Source organism: Stenotrophomonas sp. FSL W7-1447, assembly GCF_037966425.1.
Taxonomy (GTDB): domain Bacteria; phylum Pseudomonadota; class Gammaproteobacteria; order Xanthomonadales; family Xanthomonadaceae; genus Stenotrophomonas; species Stenotrophomonas pavanii.
Genome location: NZ_CP150199.1, coordinates 2,261,534 through 2,279,637 on the forward strand (window position 1 = coordinate 2,261,534; position 18,104 = coordinate 2,279,637).

Below are 18,104 nucleotides of genomic sequence, written 5' to 3' on the forward strand. Positions count from 1 at the left end.
CCGGACAAACGGTTCCGTGATCCATAACGGCACCCCGGCAGGGTTCTTTAGCGGAATCGACGCGGGGCGTCGATGCGGTCGCTGTTGAAAAGGGGACGGAGGGGATTAAGTCGCAAGCGACCTGGCTCTACCGCAGCCCCCTCGGCAGCGGCGACCGCGCAGTGGGGACGTAAGGTGTTGATCCAACGGATCAACTCCTTGCGTCCCCGACAGGCACCGCTTCGGCGCAAAGCGCCGAGCCACTTGCGACTTAATCCCCTCCGTCCCTTTTTCTGCTCAGCTCAACAGGCGGGTGGCGTCAAGCAGGATCATCGGCCGTTGGCTGACGCGGGCGACGCCGCGGAACAGGTCGTTGGAGATCTGGCAGATGCGCGCGGTGTCGGGCGGCTCGATCTGCGAATCGGTGAGGTTGGCGACATCCTCCACCGCAGACACGCGCAGGCCGATGGTCTCGCCGTCCTCCTCCAGCACGACGATGCGGGTCTGGGCGTCGTCTTCTGCCGCCGCGGCGCCCAGGTGCAGGCCGAGGTCCATCACCGGCACGACCTGGCCGCGCAGGTTCATGATGCCGAGCATGGCCGGCGCGGTGCCACGCAACGGCAGCAGTGGCACCGGCAGCACGACCTCCTGGACCTTCAGTAGTTCCAGCGCGTAGGCCTGGGTGCCGCAGCGCAGGCGCAGCCAGCGCGAGGTGCGTTCGCCGGCGCGGCGGTTCTGTGGATGCGGGCTGTGGGCTGGCTGGTGCGCCTGCGCCTGCAGTTCCTGCCAGGTGCTGGGGCGGTTGCCCGTGGGCGCGTCCATGGCCACGCGCGGTGGTGGTGCGGCGGCCGCCCGTGCCACCGGGGGCGGCGCGGGACGTGCGGCAGGTGCCGACACCGGTGCTGCGATCACGGCCGGGGCGGGCACGGGGACGTCCTCGCCTTCGGCAGCGGCCTCGAACGCGGCCTGCAGCCCGGGGCTGTCGGTGTGGGCGAGGCGATGGCTGTCTGCGGGATCGGTCTCGTAGATCACTTCGTCCGGCAGATCGTCCCAGGTGGGTTCCGGGCCGGCCTGCACAGCGACGGCGGGGGCAGGCGCGGTTTCGTGGAGGACGTCGGCCGGCAGGTCGTCCCAGGTCGGCTCGCGTTCGCTGGCCGCAGCGCTCGCCGGCGCGGCGGCGGCCTCGAAGGCGGCCTCCAGTGCAGCCTCATCCTCGGCCGGGGCCGCGACGACGGCATCCGTTTCGTAGACCACTTCAGCGGGCAGGTCGTCCCACGTGGGTTCGCGTTCGGCATCGATCACGCTGACGGGCGCGGACGCGGCATCGAAAGCGGCTTCCAGTGCGGCATTGTCCACGGCAGGGACAGCGGCAACGCTCTCGGTTTCGGTTTCGTAGATCACCTCGGCCGGCAGGTCATCCCAGGTGGGTTCGCGTTCGGCGGCGGCTTCGGTGGCCGCGGCCGGGGCGGTGCTGATCGGCGCGGGGAGGGGAACGGCAGCCGGGGCGATCGCCTCGCCCAGCAGCTCGTCCAGGTAGTCGTCGAGGACGCCGGTGCTGTTCATGCGGCCTGCTCCAGGGCGCGGGCATCCTCGCCGAGGATCCAGTTCAATGCGCGGCGGTAGGCGGCCAGGCCGCGGCCCGGATAGTCCTCGCCGACGCTCGGCAGGGTCAGGCCGGCGGCATTGCTGATGCGGGTGTCGATCGGAATCGCGTCTTCCCACACCCGGTTGCCATGGCGGTCCTGCATGGTGCGCAGCGACTCGTTGCCGGCGCGGGTGCGGCGGTCGAACAGGGTCGGCAGGATCGAGATCGGCAGCGGGCGGCGGCGCGAACGCTCGACCATCTCGCCGGTGCGGACCATGCCATCCAGGCCGTGCAGGGCCAGCGGCTCGGCCTGGGTCGGGATGACCAGGCGGTCGGCAGCGGCCAGGGCATTGATCATCAGCAGGCCGAGGGTAGGTGCGCAGTCCAGCAGAATGTAGTCGTGCTGCCCCTGGTGGCGGGCCAGCGCGTTCTGCAGCGCCAGGCCGAGGCCGGGCTGGTTGGCGCTGCGGCGCTCCAGCGTGGCCAGCGCCGATTGCGCGCAGACGTAGTCCAGGCCCTGGATGTTGCTGGCATGGCACAGGCCGGACAGGTCCGCCGGCGGCGTGCCGAACAGTTCCAGCACGCCGGCCGGCGGCGGGTCCACCGGCACGCCGAAGGCGCGGCTGAGCGAGGCATGTGGATCGAGGTCGATCAGCAGCACGCGATGGCCGAGGGCGGCCAGTCCGCGGCCGAGGGCGAGGGTGGTGGTGGTCTTGCCGACTCCGCCCTTCTGGTTGGCGACTGCCCAGATGCGCATCGGATTACTCCTTCATTGCCGGGGGAACGGCGGCGCCGACGCGGCTGCCAGCCGGCACCGGCGGCAACTTCACCGGTGCGATGGGGGAGGTGGGGGTGCTGGCCGGAGTTGCGGCGGCCTGTTCGGTGTCGGTGCTGCCGGTGGCGCCAGTGGCGGCGTTCAGGCGCTGGCCGAGCGGGTCCACCGAATGCGAGGTGTCGGCCAGGATGATGACCATCACCCGGCGGTTGCGGTTGCGGCCCTGCGCGCTGTCGTTCTCTTCGCGGGGCCGGAACTGGCCGTAGCCGACCATGGCCAGCCGCGAGGGCTGCACGCCCTGGTCGGCGAACAGGTGCACCACGCTGGCGGCGCGTCCGGCCGACAGCTCCCAGTTGGACGGGAAGGTGGCGGTGGCGATCGGCACGTTGTCGGTGTGGCCTTCCACGCGCACGCTGTTGGGAACATCGCGCAGCACGTCGGCGAGGCTGGACAGGGTCTGCCGCGCGTGCACGTCCAGCGCGGCCGAACCGGTGGGGAACAGGATGTCGCTGTTGATCTCGACTTCGATCCACAGTTCGGTACGGCGCACGCTGATCATGCCGCGGTCGATCAGCGGCGCCAGCGCGGCGGTGAGGCGATCGGCGATCGTGTTGAGCTGGCGCTCGGCACGGGCGATCTGCTCTTGGTTGTGCACCGACACCGGCATGCGCATCTGCGAGGCCATCGACGGCAGCAGCGTCGGGTCGTGCGAGGGCGCCGGCGCCGATGGGCCGATCTTGGTGCCGGACTTGATCACCGACGGGCTGTCCCAGCCGCCGCCCTGCACCTGCTTGTTGCCCACCTGCACCGGATTGATCGTGCGCGGCGCACCGCCGAAGGCATCGGTCAGCGCGTCGGCCATGATCCGGTACTTGCCCTCGTTCACCGAGGAGATCGCGTACATGACCACGAAGAAGGCGAGCAGCAGCGTCATCAGGTCGGCATAGGGGATCGCCCATGCTTCGTGGTTGGCGTGCTCTTCGTGGTGCTTGCGGCGGGCCATGTCAGTGCAGGAAGCCGGAGAGGTTGGTTTCGATGTTGCGCGGGTTCTCGCCCTGGGCGATCGAGATCAGGCCTTCGATGACCATCTCGCGGTCGCGCGTGTTGTGCGAGATCACGCTCTTGAGCTTGGCAGCGATCGGCAGGAACAGCAGGTTGGCCGAGGCGATGCCGTAGATCGTTGCGGTGAACGCGGCGGCGATGCCGTGGCCGAGCTTGCTCGGGTCAGCCAGGTTCTTCATCACCGCGATCAGGCCGAGCACGGCGCCGATGATGCCAAGGGTGGGGGCGTAGATGCCCATCGCCTCGAACACCTTGGCGCCGGCCTGGTCCTGGTGTTCCTGGCTGCCCAGTTCGATCTCCAGCATGTGCCGCATCGATTCGGGCTCGACGCCGTCCACCAGCAGCTGCAGGCCCTTGCGCAGGAACGGGTCCTGCTGCGCTTCCACCTGCGATTCCAGGCCCAGCAGGCCCTGGCGGCGGGCGATGTTGCTCCACTCGACGATCTGCTGGATCAGCTCGCGGCGGTCGCTGTGCGGGGGGCGAACGACCCAGCGCACGATCTTGAACGCATGCTTGAACACCGCCGGCGAGGTGTGCAGCAGGATCGCGGCAACGGTGCCGACGATGACGATCACGAACGCCGCAGGCGACCACAGGGACGCCAGGCCGGCGCCCTTGAGGATGCTGCCGCCGACCAGCGAGGCCAGGGCGAGAAAGAGTCCAATGAGGCTGAGTCTATCCATGGATCCGGTATCGGCTTGTATGAATGGGACTTGAGACACCGGTAGATCGCGTAACGACGGTAGTCACAGTTTTCGGGGCACCGGGACTGGCCCGGCGAGCGTCAGCGCAGGCCGTCCACATCCAGGATCAGCGCCATGCGACCATCGCCGATCAAGGTTGCACCGGCGTAACCGCGCAGGCCGCGCAGGGCCTTCGGCAGTGGCTTGATGACCACTTCCTCGCGCCCGCGGACCTGGTCCACGACCAGGCCGAAGCGCGCTTCACCGGCCTGCAGCACGACGATGGTCAGCAGGGTCGACGTGGCGGGCGTCACATCCAGCCACTGGCGGAGATCGACCAGCGGCAGGGTGTGCGAACGGCGGTCGAGCACGGCGCGGCCATCGAACCAGCCCAGCGACGTGCCAGGCGCGTGCAGCACTTCCATCACGCGGGCCAGCGGCAACGCATAGACGTCTTCGCCGGCCTGCACCAGCAGCGTCGGCAGGATCGCCAGCGTGAGCGGCACGCGGATCAGGAAGCGGCTGCCACGGCCCAGTTCCGACTGGATCTGGATCTGCCCGCTGAGTTCGCGGATGCGCGACTGCACCACGTCCATGCCGACGCCACGGCCGGAGATGTCCGTGACCTGCTGCTTGGTCGAAAAGCCCGGCAGGAACACCAGGTGCAGGCACTCCTCGCTGCTCAGGCGGGCGGCGGCTTCGGGATCGATCAGGCCCTTCTCGCGCGCCTTCGCACGCAGCTTTTCCGGATCAATGCCGGCGCCATCGTCCTGCACCTCGATGCTGACGTAGTCACCTTCCTGCTGCGCCGACAGCCGCACGTGGCCCATCCGCGGCTTGCCCTGTGCTTCGCGCAGGTCGGGCATTTCCACGCCATGGTCGATGGCGTTGCGGACCAGGTGCACCAGCGGGTCGGCCAGGGCCTCGACCAGGTTGCGGTCGAGTTCGGTCTCGGCGCCGATCAACTCCAGGTCCACTTCCTTCTTCAGCGAGCGGGCGACATCGCGGGCGACCTTGGGAAAGCGCGAGAACACCTTGCCCACCGGCTGCATGCGGGTGCGCATCACCGCCGACTGCAGGCGCGCGGTGGCGATGTCCAGGGTGGACACGGCGCGGTCCAGCTCCTCGTCGCGCAGGCGGGCACGCAGGGTCTTGAGCCGGTTGCGCGACAGCACCAGTTCGCCGATCAGATTGACGATCGCATCCAGGCGCTTGGTGTCCACGCGCACGGTATGTTCCGCCTCGGCCAGCGGCTTGGCGGCCGGCTTGGGCGCCGGCGCGCCGGTGCGGCCGCCGGGCGTGGGGCAGCGAGCGGCGCCGGCTACCGCAGCGGCAGGCCTGGCGCCGGGTGCGGCGCCACCGTGCAGCTGGTCGAGCAGGGCCTCGAATTCGTCTTCGCTGATCAGGCCGTCGTCGGTCTTCTTGGCCGGTGCGACCGCGGTCGGGGCGTTGCCGCCGTGCAGCTGGTCAAGCAGGGCTTCGAATTCGTCGTCGGTGATCAGGTCACTGCTACCGGCTGCCGGAGCGGCGGCGACAGGCGCCGCCGCGGTGCCACCGTGCACATCGAACTGGGCGATCAGGTCCGGCGGTGCATAGCCCGGTTCGGTGCCGGACGACACGGCGTCCAGCATCGACTGCAGGTAGTCCAGCGATTGCTGCGCGGCGTCGAAGTGGTGCGCCTGCAATACGGCCTGGCCGGCGCGCGCGGCGCCCAGCGCTTCCTCAGCAGCGTGGCACAGCTCGACCATCGCGGTGACGCCAAGGAAGCCGGCGCCACCCTTGAGCGTGTGGTAGCCGCGGAACACCGCGTTCAGCTGTTCGCCGTCCTGCGGTGCCTGCTCCAGCGACACCAGCTGTTCGCCGAGGCGATCCAGGATCTCCTGTGCCTCGATGATGAAATCGGCAGTGATGTCGTCGGATACCGCGCTCATGCTTACAGCCCCAGATCCGACAACAGGTCGTCGGCGTCGTTCTGCGAGACCGCGTGGCGGTCCAGTCCCTTCAGTGCCGGCCCGGCCAGTTCCGGGTCGGTGCGATGCTGTTCCGGCGGCAGGCCGAGCGCGCCGAAGCCTTCGTGCACGCGGCGGACGATGCCGACCACGCGACGGATGATCTGCCCGGTCAGGTCCTGGTAGCTCTGGGTCAGGGCGATCTCGGTCAGGTTGTGGCGGATGCGCTCGAGCTGCGCGTCCTGGCCCGGCTGCAGGCCTTCGGCGCGCAGCTGCTCGGTCAGGCTGCGGCATTCCTCGGCCAGGTCCAGGGTGCGGTGCGTGGCCTGTTCGGTCATCGCCACCACATGGTCCAGGCGTGCGCAGGCATCGTCCAGTTCGCCGGCCTCGCTGGGCACGGTCGGCAGTTCGCCCAGGGCCTGCCCGAGCTCGCGGGCCAGCCGCGAGAGGCCGCTCATCATCGGCTGCGTGCGCAGCGCGACCAGCCCGTCGATGCGTTGACGCCACGCGGCTTCATCGCCGGACTCCAGCGCGTCCAGGGCTTCCTGCAGGCGCAGGGCGAGGGCGTTCCTGTCGACCGTGGTATCCATCAGGCGCTGGCCGCCAGGCGTTCGAAGATCTTGCCGAGCTTTTCTTCCAGCGTCTGCGCGGTGAACGGCTTGATGATGTAGCCGTTCACGCCGTTCTGGGCCGCTTCGATGATCTGCTCGCGCTTGGCTTCGGCGGTGACCATCAGCACCGGCAGGGTCTTCAGCTTGGCGTCGGCGCGGATCGCCTTGAGCAGTTCGATGCCGGTCATCACCGGCATGTTCCAGTCGGTGACCACGAAATCGAACGGCTGGCTCTGCAGCAGCGACAGCGCGGCATGCCCGTCCTCGGCTTCGGCGGTGTTGGTGAAGCCAAGATCGCCCAGCAGGTTCTTGACGATCCGACGCATGGTCGAGAAGTCGTCGACGATCAGGATGCGCATGTTCTTGTTCAAAGCAGAGTTCCTTTGTTGTTCATTCCGGGCGGCCGGGGGCAGCCGCCTCGGGCATGTTCACTCTTCCAGGCCGGCGTCCGCCGCCTCGAAAATCTTCAGCCGTCCACGCAGGCGCAGCACGGCCTGGCCGTGGATCTGGCAGACCCGCGATTCGCTCACGCCGAGCACCGCGCCGATCTCCTTCAGGTTCAGTTCCTGCTCGTAGTAGAGCGAGAGCACCAGCTGTTCGCGCTCGGGCAGGTGGCCGATGGCCTTGCCCAGCTCGCGACCGAACTCGCCACGCTCCAGCACCTGTTGCGGGGTCGGGCCGCCCTGGGCGACGGTGTCCAGCTCGCCCTGGTCTTCGATGCGCGATTCCAGGCTCAACACCTGGCCGCGCGCGGCGTCTTCCATCAGGCGCAGGTACTCGGGCAGCGGCATCTCCATCGCGGCGGCGACTTCGGTGGCGCTGGCGGCGCGACCGCTGCTCTGTTCCAGGCGGCGGATGGTGGCGGCCGCATCGCGTGCGCGCCGGTGCACCGAGCGCGGCACCCAGTCGCCACGGCGGATCTCGTCGATCATCGAGCCGCGGATGCGGATCGAGGCGTAGGTCTCGAACGAGGCGCCCTGGTCGGCGTCGTAACTGCGCGAGGCTTCGATCAGGCCCATCATGCCGGCCTGGATCAGGTCGTCCACCTCGACGCTGGCGGGCAGGCGCGCGGCCAGGTGGTGGGCGATGCGCCGCACCAGGTCCGAATGCTGGGCGATGACATCGTTGGCCGCCGAGCGCTGGACTTCCCTGTACTGGGCTGCGCCTTTCATGCTGCCACCCCACGCTGCTTGAGGATGCGTTCGAGGAAGAACTCGACGCCACCGCGCGGTTCGGTCGGCGCCTGCCAGCGCGCGGTACGGCGTGCGATCTCGGTGATCGCCAGCGCCGACGGGCTGGACGGATAGGCCTTCACCACCGGTTGCTGGCGCTGCACCGACAGGCGCAGCCAGTCATCCTGCGGCACGCAGCCCAGGTAGTTCAGCGAGACGTCGGCCAGGAACTTCTCGCAGACGCGGGTCAGCTTTTCGTACAGCACGCGGCCCTCGTTGGGGTCGCGGACCATGTTGGCCACCACCTGGACGCGGTCCACGCCCCGTTCGCGCGACAGCACCTTGATCAGCGCGTAGGCGTCGGTGATGGACGCCGGCTCGTCACAGACCACCACCACGGTGTCCTGCGCGGCCTGGCAGAAGGTCAGCACGCCGTCGGTGATGCCGGCGGCGGTGTCCACCACCATGATGTCCAGCTCGCGTTCCAGTTCGGAGAACACATTGACCAGGCCGACGTGCTCGGCGGGGGCCAGCTCGGCCATGTGCCGGCGGCCGGACGCGGCCGGCACCACCAGCACGCCGTTCGGGCCTTCGACGATGACGTCGTCCAGCGAGCAGCGGCCGGCGACCAGGTCGGCCAGCGTAAAGGTGGGGTTCAAGCCCAGGATCACGTCGATGTTGGCCAGGCCGAGGTCGGCGTCCAGCAGCAGCGTGCGCTTGCCCATGCCGGCCAGCGCCACGGCCAGGTTGGCCGACACGTTGGTCTTGCCCACGCCGCCCTTGCCGCCGGTCACGGCAAGGGTGCGCACAGGGCCGAGCGGCTCGCTGCGGGTGGCCGACAGCGGGAAGGTCTTGGTCAGCTTGGCGTACTCACGCGACGGCATGGTTCAACTCCGGGTTGCAGGGCATATCGGCCGCTCGGCGCAAATCTTCAAGGCGAAGTACAAGATTGGCTGCACTGGCCCGGTGCAGGTCCTCCGGAACGTCCTGCCCATCGGTCACCCAGGTGATCGGCAGGGCGTGGTCCACGGCCACCGACAGGGCGTTGCCGAAGCGGCCGGTCTCGTCCAGCTTGCTCAGCACCAGGCCCTGCAGGTTGGCGGCACCGAAGCGGCGGACCACCTCGTCCATGTCGCCGAAGCTGGTGTTGGCCGGCAGCACCAGCAGGGTGCGGACCTGGCGCGCGGCGCGCAGCCACTGCAGCTGGGCGGCCAGCGCGCGGTCGCGCGGGCCCAGGCCGGCGGTGTCGATCAGCACCAGCTTGTAGTCCTTCAGGCGTTCCAGCAGCTGGTCCAGGTCGGTGCCGCTGTTGGCCTCGTGCACGGCGATACCGAGCTGGCGGCCGTAGCCATACAGCTGCTCGCGGGCGCCGATGCGGGTGGTGTCGGTGGTGACCAGGGCCACGTCACGCGGCGCATGCTTCTCGGCGAAGCGCGAGGCCAGCTTGGCGATGGTGGTGGTCTTGCCGGCGCCGGTCGGGCCCACAAGGGCGATCACGCCGCCTTCTTCCAGCGGGTCGACCGGGGCGATCGGCAGCTTGCGCGAGATCAGCCCCAGCATCAGGCCGCGGCCGCGGTGGGCTTCGGTTTCCAGCGGAATCTGCATGGCCACGTCGCGGGCCAGGCCGGCGTCGAAGCCGTACTCGTCCATCAGGTCCAGCGCGGTGGCGCGCACCGGGCAGCCGCGCAGGCGCTCGTCGGTGAAGCGGTTCATCTCGCGCTCGATCACCTGGCGCATGCCGGCCACTTCCTGGCGCAGCTGGCGGATCTCGGCGTCGTCCTGGGCGACCACCGTCAGCACCGGGGCCGGGGCCAGGGTGGGCGCCGGCGCGGCTTCGACGATGGCATCGGCCAATGCCGGTTCGGTGGCGGCGCTGGCCGGCTGCGCGTCGGCGACGGCAGCGGTCGGCAGCGGCGGCGGCTGCACCGCCGGCGCCACGCTTTCGTGATGCGCCTCGTGCGGCGGATCGATCGGGAAGCGGGCGCGGTTGGCCGGCACAGCCGCGGCCGGTGCGACGATGGCTTCGGCGAACGGCGCGAAGATCTGCTCCGGCAGTGCCGGTTCGTTGACGGTGGCACGCGCCAGGGTGGCGGCAAAGCCGGTGCTGCCACGGGTCGGCACGATCTCGTCGGCGCTGTCCAGCGTGCGGCCGGTGGCACCGACGGCGGCGCGGGCAAGGGCGGCCACCGCCGAGGTGGTGGCGGCGACCGGTTCCGGCGCCGGGGTGGCGCTGCGGCGGCGGGTGACGGCGGCGATCACCGCGTCGGCGGCGGTGCGCGGCTTGGCTGCCGGCGGCGGTGCGACGTCACGGCGCGAGGCTTCCAGTGCACGCTGCACGGCGCTCTCGTCATAGTTGGCGGCGGCGACGATCTCGATGCCTTCCTCGATCCGGCGGTTGGACAGGATCACGGCGTCAGGACCGTGTTCCTTGCGCACCAGGTTCATGGCCGAACGCATGTCGGCGGCGACGAATCGTTTGATTTTCATGCTGTGGTCACGAGGCGAAGACGGCGGGGTGGCGGTCGGGGAACTCGGGTGATCGGTGGTCTGCACGGTGCGGGTTCCCCTTGGTATCGGTCTGTTGCGTTGGTTCGAAAGTGGTGTCTGTTTTCTGGCGCGTCGGAGCCCGGCGTCAGCTGATCGTTCCGACCAGCTTCAGGCGCTTGTCTTCCGGCACCTCGCTGTAGGCCAGGACCGACAGCGACGGAACGCTGTGGCGGACCAGGCGGGCCAGCGCGGCGCGCACCGGGCCAGGTACCAGCACGACCGCGGGCTCGTTGCGGGCTTCCTGCTTGCTGACACATTCGGCCAGGCTCTGGTGCAGTCGCTCAGCGAGTCCGGGTTCCAGCGCGGCGCCGTTGCCCTGCGTGGACTCCTGCAAGACACGTTCCAATTGCGGGTTGAGGGTGAACACCGGCAGCTCCGCCGACATTCCGGCGATCTCCTGCACGATGAAGCGGCCCAGTGCGGTGCGCACGGCAGCGGTCAGCACGGCCGGGTCCTGGCTGCTGGGCGCGTGTTCGACCAGCGCTTCGGCGATCTTGCGCAGCTGGCGGATCGGAATGCGCTCGACCAGCAGGTTCTGCAGCACGCGCACCACCGCCGACAGCGGCAGCGCCTTGGGCGTCAGATCTTCGACGAGCTTGGGTGCGCTCTTGGCCAGGTTGGCCAGAAGGTGCTGCACTTCCTCGTGGCCGAGCAGTTCCGGCGCGTGCTCGCGGATCAGGTGCGAGAGGTGGGTCGCGACCACGGTGGCCGGATCGACCACGGTGTAGCCCAGCGTTTCGGCCTGGGCGCGCTGGTGCGGCTGGATCCAGGTGGCATCGAGGCCGAACGCGGGGTCCTTGCCGGCGATGCCCTCCAGGGTGCCCAGCGCGCTGCCCGGATCCAGTGCCAGCTCGCGGTCCGGGTGGATTTCGGCGGTGGCCACCGGCACGCCGTGCACCAGCACCCGGTAGCCGTTGGCGGGCAGTTCCAGGTTGTCGCGGATGTGCACCGATGGAATCAGGAAGCCGACATCCTGGGTGAGCTTGCGGCGCACCCCCTTGATGCGCGCCATCAGTTCGCCGCCCTGGTTGCTGTCCACCAGCGGAATCAGCCGGTAGCCGACCTCCAGGCCCAGCGGATCGACCGGTCGCAGTTCGTCCCAGCTCAGCTCGGCAGTGGGGGCGGCGGTGGCCGGGCGCCCGAGCGCAGTGAGCGCGGCGGCATCGGTGCCACTGCCTGTCGCATCGGCGGCCGGTGCCTTGGTCTTGCGATACAGCTTCCAGGCGATGAAGCCGAGGATCGAGGCCAGCGTCAGGAAAGCGACGTTGGGCATGCCCGGCACCAGGCCGACCAGGCCGATGATGCCGGCGGTGATCGCCAGCGCGCGGTACTGGCCGAACACCTGTCCGGTCATGGCCTGGGCCATGTCCTGCGAGCGCGAGGCGCGGGTGACCAGCATCGCCACCGCGCTGGAGACCAGCAGGGCCGGCAGCTGCGCCACCAGGCCGTCACCGATCGACAGCAGGGTATAGGTCGCAGCGGCCTCGCCGAACGGCATGCCATGCTGCAGCACGCCCACGGCCAGGCCGCCGAGCATGTTGATGAACAGGATCAGGATGCCGGCGATGGCGTCGCCGCGGATGAATTTGCTGGCGCCGTCCATCGCACCGTAGAAGTCGGCTTCCTCGCGGACTTCCTCGCGGCGCAGCTTGGCTTCTTCACGCGTCAGCAAACCGGCGTTGAGGTCGGCGTCGATCGCCATCTGCTTGCCGGGCATCGCGTCCAGGATGAAGCGCGCGGTCACTTCCGAGACACGGCCGGCGCCCTTGGTGATCACCACGAAGTTGATGATGGTCAGGATCGCGAACACCACGATGCCGACCGCGTAGTTGCCGCCGATCACGAATTCACCGAAGGCGGCGATGACCTTGCCCGCGGCGTCGTGGCCGTTCTGGCCGTTCAGCAGGATCACGCGGGTGGAGGCCACGTTCAGTGCCAGCCGCAGCATGGTGGTGATCAGCAGCACGATCGGGAAGATGGTGAAGTCCAGCGGGCGCTTCACGTAGACCACCGCCAGCAGCACCATCAGCGAGATGGCGATGTTGAAGGTGAACAGCGCATCGAGCACCGGCGCGGCCAGCGGCACCACGACCATGGCCAGCAGGGCCAGCACGATCAGCGGCGCGCCCAGGCCCTGGCGGATCATTTCCAGGGCGCGGCGGGTGTTGAAGCCGGCGGAGGGCTGGGCGCTCACGGGCGGCCTCCCTTGCCGAATTCATCCACCTGGATGTGCGGGGCGTCCGGCATCGGGCCAGTGCGCCAGGCGCGCAGCTGGTAGACGTAGGACAGGACCTGGGCGACGGCCGAATACAGTCTCACGGGGATTTCCTTTCCGAGTTGGCCTTCCCGATACAAGGCGCGTGCCAAAGGCGGGGCAGAGACGATCGCCACCTTGTTGCCGTCGGCCACCTCACGGATGCGCAGGGCGGTCTCGTCCACGCCCAGCGCGACCACGGTGGGGGCGTTCATGGCGCCGCCCTCGTACTTCAGGGCCACCGCGTAGTGGGTGGGGTTGACCACCACCACGTCAGCCGTGGGTACCGCTTCCATCATCCGGCGGTTGGCCATCTGCTGCTGCAGCTGGCGGATGCGGCCCTTCACCTCGGGGCTGCCCTCGCTCTCCTTCATTTCCCGGCGCAGCTCTTCACGGGTCATCTTCAGCTTGCGCATCCAGTTCCAGCGCTGGTACGGCGCATCGATGGCGGCCAGCACCAGCATCGCGCCGGCGGTGGCCAGCAGCAGGCGCAGGGTGAAGCCGAGCCCGTCGGTGATGGCCGTCTCCAGCGGGTGGTGGATCAGCCCGCGCAGGGTGTCGAAACCGGTCCAGACCACCAGCCCGGCGGCGACGCCGACGAAGGCCACGCGCAGCAGCGATTTGGTGAACTCGGCAATCGCCTCGGGGCCATACAGGCGCTTGAGCCCGCTCATCGGGTTCATGCGGTTGATGTCGGGCAGCAACGCCTTCTGCGACCAGCGCAGGCCGCCCATCACCAGCGGGGCAACGAAGCTGGCCAGCAGGCAGACCAGCACCAGCGGTGCGATCACCAGCATGAACTGCAGCAGCAGGTCGCCGAAGTGGCCGAACAGTTCCTTGGGGTTCTGCCGCAGGCTCTGTTCCGGGCTGAGCGCCTGCTTCATCCACGCACTGGCGCCACGGCCGATCGAGCCGCTCATGGCCATCACCGCCAGCACGCCGGCGCCGAACACGGCGGCGGTGCCGAGTTCGCGCGAGCGCGGCAGGTTGCCCTGTTCACGGGCATCGCGCAGGCGTTTTTCGGTAGGTTGTTCGGTCTTTTCGCCGGCGGATTCGTTCTCGGACATCACGGGCACTGCGGCAGGGGATGCCGGGGTGCGTGCAAGAACCGTTCCACGCATGGCGTGGATCTACCGACGGCCCGTTCTGTAGAGCCGAGCCCACGCTCGGCTACGGTTGGGGCCAGGCGCGAAGCACAGCCGGGCATGAGCTCGGCTCTACAGGAGAGTGCCGCAGGAATCGTTCCGTGATGGCGGGCGCGCGTGGCCCGGTGTCAGCCGGGCGGGTATTGCGGCGGTGGGCTCTGCGCCAGTTCCACCCGCGGCCGCGGCAGGTCGTGCAGCTGCATGAAGCGCGCCGCGTCGACCGGGCGGCCGAGCAGGTAGCCCTGCAGGAAGTCGCAGCCCAGGCGCTCCAGGTAGGCGCGCTGCGCGGCGGTCTCCACGCCCTCGGCCACGATGTCCATGTCCAGCGCGTGGCCCAGCGCCACGATCGCCGAGACGATCACCACGTCCTCGGCACTGTGTTCCAGGTCGCGCACGAAGGCGTGGTCGATCTTGATCTCGGTGGCCGGCAGCCGCTTCAGGTACAGCAGGCTGGAATAGCCGGTCCCGAAATCATCGATGGAGATGCCCACGCCCAGCGTCGACAGCGCCTGCAGCAGGCGCAGGCTGGTGTCGGTGTCGCGCATCACCGTGCTTTCGGTGATCTCCAGCACCAGGTGGCGCGCGGGAATGCGATGGCGCTCGATCACTTCGCGCACGTCGCGCAGCAGGTGGGGCGAGCCGAACTGCACTGGCGACAGGTTCACCGATATCGACCAGCCTTCGTGGCCGGCATCGTGCCAGTGGCGCAGCTGGCGGCAGGCGTGGTCCAGCGCCCAGCGGCCGATCTCGTTGATCGCGCCGCTGCGCTCGGCCAGCCGGATGAAACGGTCCGGCGGAATCAGCCCATGCTCCGGGTGCTTCCAGCGGATCAGCGCCTCGGCACCCGCCACCTTCTGCGTGGCCACGCGGATCTTGGGCTGGTAGTGCAGGAACAACTGCTCGCTGCCAATGGCCCGGCGCAGGTCGGCCAGCAGCCGGAACTGCTGTTCGGCACTGTCGTTCATCCAGTCAGCGAAGAGCACGAAGGCGTTGCGACCGGACTCCTTGGCCTGGTACATCGCCGCGTCGGCGAAGGCCATCAACTGGCGCTCGCTGGCGGCGTGGTCCGGGCAGATCGCCACGCCGATGCTGGCGGTCACCTGCAGTTCGTTGTCCTGCAGCAGCGGACCGCTGCCCACCGCCTGCAGGATGCGCCGGGCCAGGGTCGGCAGGTCTTCGTCGTGCTCGATGCGCACCACCAGCACGAACTCGTCGCCGCCCAGGCGGGCCAGCATGTCGTTGGGCCGCAGCAGCTGCCGGGTACGCTCGGCCACCGCCACCAGCAGCGCGTCGCCGGCCTGATGGCCATAGGCATCGTTGACCTGCTTGAAGCCATCCAGGTCCATGAACATCACCGCAAAGCGGTTGCCGCCCTGTTCGGCTTCGGCCAGCGCCTGCACGATGCGCCGCTGCAGCAGCAGGCGGTTGGGCAGGCGGGTCAGCGGATCGTGCAGCGCGGCCTGGGTCAGTTCCTGCTGGGCATCGGTCAACGAGGTGCTCAGCATCGAGTTGCGAAGCCGCAGCAGCTGCGCCTCCACCCGCTGGTCCAGCCATGAAACCACCAGCACTACCGCCAGGATCGCGACCGTCAGCACCACCACCAGCATCGCCAGCCACTCGCTCTGCAGGCCATCGCCGACCGCCGCGCCGCAGATGCTGCCTTCCGGGAAACGCGCGGCGGCCATGCCGGTGTAGTGCATGCCGACGATGGCCAGGCCGAGCAGGCCGGCGGCTGCCAACCGGTCACCGACGCGGGTGCGCTGCGCGCGCAGGCGGAACGCCACGTACAGCGCGGTCCACGACGCGGCCACCGCCACCACCAGGGAAAGCAGCAGCCAGCCCGGGTCGTAGTCGATTCCCGGCTGCATGCGCATCGCTGCCATGCCGACGTAGTGCATGCCGGCAATGCCGGTGCCCATCAGCAGGGCACCACCGGCCAATCGCGGATGGGGCAGGGTGCGCAGCGAAACCAGCCACAGTGCGAACACCGACGAGGCGATCGCCAGCGCCAGCGAGAGCAGGGTGATGGGCAGGTCGTAGCCCAGTGGAATGGGCAGGTCAAAGGCCAGCATGCCGATGAAGTGCATCGACCAGATGCCCAGGCCCATGGCAAAGCCGCCGCCCAGGCGCCACCACCAGGCCGCGCCCTTGCCGGGGGCGGTGACCGTGCGTCCGGCCATCGCCAGCGCCGTGTACGACGCCATCACGGCAACCAGCAGTGAGATCGCCACCAGCCACGGGTTGTACGTGCCTACCAGCATTCGTCAGTCTCCCGGACCTGCCTGTCGACGGAAACTACGGTGGGGCATGCATGAGGCAGGCCGACGCGGACGGGCGCCGGCCAGGTGCGGCATCCCCCTGGTTGCCGCGCATTCACTCTAACGCGCAGACCGGGGGGGACTTCAAGCGGCAATTCGTGATGACCGGGTCAGTGTGTGACCGCGTCCGCAGCCTGGAAGGCGGCGTCGAACAGTCGCTGTACCGGCGGCCCCATTTCCCCGGCCAGCAGGGCCAGCAGGAACAGGCCCAGCAGCAGCGAGACCGGCAGGCCCAGCTGGATCGGGTTCAGCGCAGGGGCGGCACGCGCCAGCACGCCGAAGGCCAGGTTCACCGCCAGCATCGCCACGGTCAGCGGAATGGCCAGGCTCAGCGCGCCGCGCAGCACGGTCAGCAGGAAGGTGGGGGCGATGCTGAAGAAGGCATGCGGGTCCGGCAGCGGGGCGCCAATCGGCAGCGCGCGATAGCTGTCCACCAGCAGCGAGATCAACGCCAGGTGGCCGTTGGCGGTGAAGAACAGCAGGCCGAACAGCAGGTAGAACCACTGTCCGATAACGCCGGAGGTTCCCCCGCGCAGTGGATCGCTCATCTGCGCGAAGGCCAGGCCGGTGCCTTGTGCGATCAGTTCGCCGGCCATCGCGCCGGCTTCGAACACCAGCCGCAGCATGAAGCCGATGGACACGCCGATGGCCAGTTCACGGGCAATGGTCAGCACCGTAGCCGCGTCGAAGCCGGTCCAGTCTGGTACCGGGGGCAGCAGCGGGGCCAGTGCGATGGCCAGGGTGCCGGCCAGCACCACGCGCACCCGCGATGGCACCGCACGCGTGCCGACCATGGGCATGGCCACCGCCACTGCGCCGATGCGCAGCATGGTCCACAGCACCGTGCCGATCATGCCGAAGGCCTGCAGGCCGTCGGCCGCCATCTGTGTCGCGGCGTCCATCGAAGCGCGTGCCCTAGCCGATCAGGTGTGGAATGCGCTGGAACAGCAGCGTGGTGAATTCAACCAGGTGGCCGATCAGCAGGCTGCCCAGCGCGAACAGCACCGCGGTCAGCGCTGCCGCTTTGGTGACGAAGGCAATGGTCGGTTCATTGAGCTGGGTCGCGGCCTGCACCACGCCCACCACCACGCCCACCACCAGCACGGTGAGCAGCAGCGGTCCGGCGACCCACAGCACGGTGATCAGGCCGCCACGCAGTTCGGTCAAGGCAAGTTCGGGAGACATTCGGATTCCATCTGATTGTGCAGCGTCGAGCCATGCTCGACGGCCCTTTGTGGGGGATATCAGGCCGGATTGAAGCTGGCCGCCAACGTGCCCACGGTCAGCACCCAGCCATCGACCAGCACGAACAGCAGGATCTTGAACGGCGCCGACACCAGCATCGGCGAGAGCATCATCATGCCCATCGACATCAGCACGCTGGCCACAACCAGATCGATGATCACGAACGGGATGAAGATCAGGAAGCCGATCTCGAAGGCGGTCTTCAGTTCGCTGGTGACGAACGAGGCGACCAGCACCGGGAACGGGATCGCGTCGGGGCTGGCGTAGGTGCCATGCCCGGCGATGCCGGCGAAGGTCATCAGGTCGGTCTCGCGGATCTGCGCCAGCATGAACCCGCGCAGGGGCTGCGTGGTCAGCGTCCAGGCGGTCTGGAAGTCGATGTCGCCGTTGAGGTAGGGCGCCATGCCCGCGCTCCACGCCTTGTCCCAGGTCGGCATCATCACCATCGCGGTGAGGAACAGGGCCAGGCCCAGCAGCACCTGGTTGGACGGCGTCTGGCCGGTACCCAGCGCCTGGCGCAGCAGGCCCAGCACGATGATGATGCGGGTGAACGAGGTCAGCACCAGCAGCATCGACGGGATCAGGGTGATCGCCGTCATCAGCAGCAGGGTCTGCAGCGGCAGGCTGACCGGCTGGCCGCCGATCTTGCCGACATTGACGTCCGGCAGCGGGGTGGCCGCGGCACCGGGCGCGGCGAACGCCAGCGCCGGCAACAGGAACAGGGCAAGCAACAGCAGCCACGGCATCAGGGTGGCAAGACGGGTACGGGTGACACGCAT

The 18,104-nt window shown here is 68.9% G+C and carries 15 protein-coding genes and 1 pseudogene; all 16 read right to left on the minus strand.

Going from position 1 to position 18,104, the window contains the following annotated elements; translation table 11 throughout:
- Window positions 1-276 precede the first annotated feature (276 nt).
- A complete protein-coding gene (locus NSQ78_RS10605) occupies window positions 277-1,542 on the minus strand; it encodes a chemotaxis protein CheW (RefSeq protein ID WP_064238459.1) in 1,266 nt (421 codons plus the stop codon).
- Window positions 1,539-2,321, minus strand: coding sequence for a ParA family protein (locus NSQ78_RS10610; protein ID WP_049466530.1), 783 nt, complete (start codon window positions 2,319-2,321; stop codon window positions 1,539-1,541). The genes NSQ78_RS10605 and NSQ78_RS10610 overlap by 4 nt, the downstream gene beginning before the upstream one ends.
- Window positions 2,322-2,496: 175 nt before the next feature.
- Window positions 2,497-3,342, minus strand: a pseudogene (gene motD, locus NSQ78_RS10615) (flagellar motor protein MotD); the annotation flags it as partial.
- 1 nt (window position 3,343) lies between these two features.
- Window positions 3,344-4,084 carry a flagellar motor protein gene (locus tag NSQ78_RS10620; protein WP_005409527.1) on the minus strand — a complete coding sequence of 247 codons (741 nt, stop codon included), beginning with the start codon at window positions 4,082-4,084 and terminating at the stop codon, window positions 3,344-3,346.
- A 101-nt stretch (window positions 4,085-4,185) separates the two neighbouring features.
- Window positions 4,186-6,015, minus strand: coding sequence for a chemotaxis protein CheA (locus tag NSQ78_RS10625; RefSeq protein WP_339208581.1), 1,830 nt, complete (start codon window positions 6,013-6,015; stop codon window positions 4,186-4,188).
- 2 nt (window positions 6,016-6,017) lie between these two features.
- Window positions 6,018-6,623, minus strand: a complete 606-nt coding sequence (locus NSQ78_RS10630) for a protein phosphatase CheZ (RefSeq protein WP_049465790.1) — start codon at window positions 6,621-6,623, stop codon at window positions 6,018-6,020.
- Window positions 6,623-7,015 carry a chemotaxis response regulator CheY gene (gene cheY, locus NSQ78_RS10635; protein WP_005413247.1) on the minus strand — a complete coding sequence of 131 codons (393 nt, stop codon included), beginning with the start codon at window positions 7,013-7,015 and terminating at the stop codon, window positions 6,623-6,625. Before cheY ends, NSQ78_RS10630 begins: the two co-directional genes overlap by 1 nt.
- Window positions 7,016-7,072: 57 nt before the next feature.
- Window positions 7,073-7,816, minus strand: a complete 744-nt coding sequence (locus NSQ78_RS10640; protein WP_049465789.1) for an RNA polymerase sigma factor FliA — start codon at window positions 7,814-7,816, stop codon at window positions 7,073-7,075.
- Window positions 7,813-8,700: a P-loop NTPase gene (locus NSQ78_RS10645; protein WP_064238463.1), complete on the minus strand. Its 888-nt coding sequence runs from the start codon at window positions 8,698-8,700 to the stop codon at window positions 7,813-7,815. The genes NSQ78_RS10640 and NSQ78_RS10645 overlap by 4 nt, the downstream gene beginning before the upstream one ends.
- Window positions 8,687-10,303, minus strand: coding sequence for a flagellar biosynthesis protein FlhF (gene flhF, locus NSQ78_RS10650; protein ID WP_057494248.1), 1,617 nt, complete (start codon window positions 10,301-10,303; stop codon window positions 8,687-8,689). Before flhF ends, NSQ78_RS10645 begins: the two co-directional genes overlap by 14 nt.
- Window positions 10,304-10,448: 145 nt before the next feature.
- Window positions 10,449-12,509, minus strand: coding sequence for a flagellar biosynthesis protein FlhA (gene flhA, locus NSQ78_RS10655; RefSeq protein ID WP_176422005.1), 2,061 nt, complete (start codon window positions 12,507-12,509; stop codon window positions 10,449-10,451).
- Between the two features lie 44 nt (window positions 12,510-12,553).
- A complete protein-coding gene (gene flhB, locus NSQ78_RS10660) occupies window positions 12,554-13,684 on the minus strand; it encodes a flagellar biosynthesis protein FlhB (RefSeq protein WP_049404619.1) in 1,131 nt (376 codons plus the stop codon).
- 206 nt (window positions 13,685-13,890) lie between these two features.
- A complete protein-coding gene (locus NSQ78_RS10665; RefSeq protein ID WP_308306446.1) occupies window positions 13,891-16,023 on the minus strand; it encodes a bifunctional diguanylate cyclase/phosphodiesterase in 2,133 nt (710 codons plus the stop codon).
- Window positions 16,024-16,190: 167 nt separating this feature from the next.
- The gene (gene fliR, locus NSQ78_RS10670; protein WP_064238470.1) at window positions 16,191-16,982 is read right to left on the minus strand and encodes a flagellar biosynthetic protein FliR; all 792 of its coding nucleotides are present in this window, start codon (window positions 16,980-16,982) and stop codon (window positions 16,191-16,193) included.
- Window positions 16,983-16,995: 13 nt separating this feature from the next.
- Complete coding sequence (locus NSQ78_RS10675; protein WP_064238472.1) at window positions 16,996-17,265, minus strand: flagellar biosynthetic protein FliQ; 270 nt, start codon at window positions 17,263-17,265, stop codon at window positions 16,996-16,998.
- Window positions 17,266-17,324: 59 nt separating this feature from the next.
- Window positions 17,325-18,104: a flagellar type III secretion system pore protein FliP gene (gene fliP / locus NSQ78_RS10680; RefSeq protein WP_064238475.1), complete on the minus strand. Its 780-nt coding sequence runs from the start codon at window positions 18,102-18,104 to the stop codon at window positions 17,325-17,327.

Excerpts from the sequence above, each read along its gene's own strand:
- NSQ78_RS10620 (WP_005409527.1), bottom strand. The coding sequence starts at position 4,084 with ATGGATAGACTCAGCCTCATTGGACTCTTTCTCGCCCTGGCCTCGCTG.
- fliP (WP_064238475.1), bottom strand. The coding sequence starts at position 18,104 with ATGCGTGTCACCCGTACCCGTCTTGCCACCCTGATGCCGTGGCTGCTG.
- fliR (WP_064238470.1), bottom strand. The coding sequence starts at position 16,982 with ATGGACGCCGCGACACAGATGGCGGCCGACGGCCTGCAGGCCTTCGGC.
- NSQ78_RS10630 (WP_049465790.1), bottom strand. The coding sequence starts at position 6,623 with ATGGATACCACGGTCGACAGGAACGCCCTCGCCCTGCGCCTGCAGGAA.
- NSQ78_RS10610 (WP_049466530.1), bottom strand. The coding sequence starts at position 2,321 with ATGCGCATCTGGGCAGTCGCCAACCAGAAGGGCGGAGTCGGCAAGACC.
- NSQ78_RS10605 (WP_064238459.1), bottom strand. The coding sequence starts at position 1,542 with ATGAACAGCACCGGCGTCCTCGACGACTACCTGGACGAGCTGCTGGGC.
- flhB (WP_049404619.1), bottom strand. The coding sequence starts at position 13,684 with ATGTCCGAGAACGAATCCGCCGGCGAAAAGACCGAACAACCTACCGAA.
- flhF (WP_057494248.1), bottom strand. The coding sequence starts at position 10,303 with ATGAAAATCAAACGATTCGTCGCCGCCGACATGCGTTCGGCCATGAAC.
- NSQ78_RS10645 (WP_064238463.1), bottom strand. The coding sequence starts at position 8,700 with ATGCCGTCGCGTGAGTACGCCAAGCTGACCAAGACCTTCCCGCTGTCG.
- NSQ78_RS10675 (WP_064238472.1), bottom strand. The coding sequence starts at position 17,265 with ATGTCTCCCGAACTTGCCTTGACCGAACTGCGTGGCGGCCTGATCACC.
- flhA (WP_176422005.1), bottom strand. The coding sequence starts at position 12,509 with ATGATCCGCCAGGGCCTGGGCGCGCCGCTGATCGTGCTGGCCCTGCTG.
- NSQ78_RS10665 (WP_308306446.1), bottom strand. The coding sequence starts at position 16,023 with ATGCTGGTAGGCACGTACAACCCGTGGCTGGTGGCGATCTCACTGCTG.
- NSQ78_RS10640 (WP_049465789.1), bottom strand. The coding sequence starts at position 7,816 with ATGAAAGGCGCAGCCCAGTACAGGGAAGTCCAGCGCTCGGCGGCCAAC.
- NSQ78_RS10625 (WP_339208581.1), bottom strand. The coding sequence starts at position 6,015 with ATGAGCGCGGTATCCGACGACATCACTGCCGATTTCATCATCGAGGCA.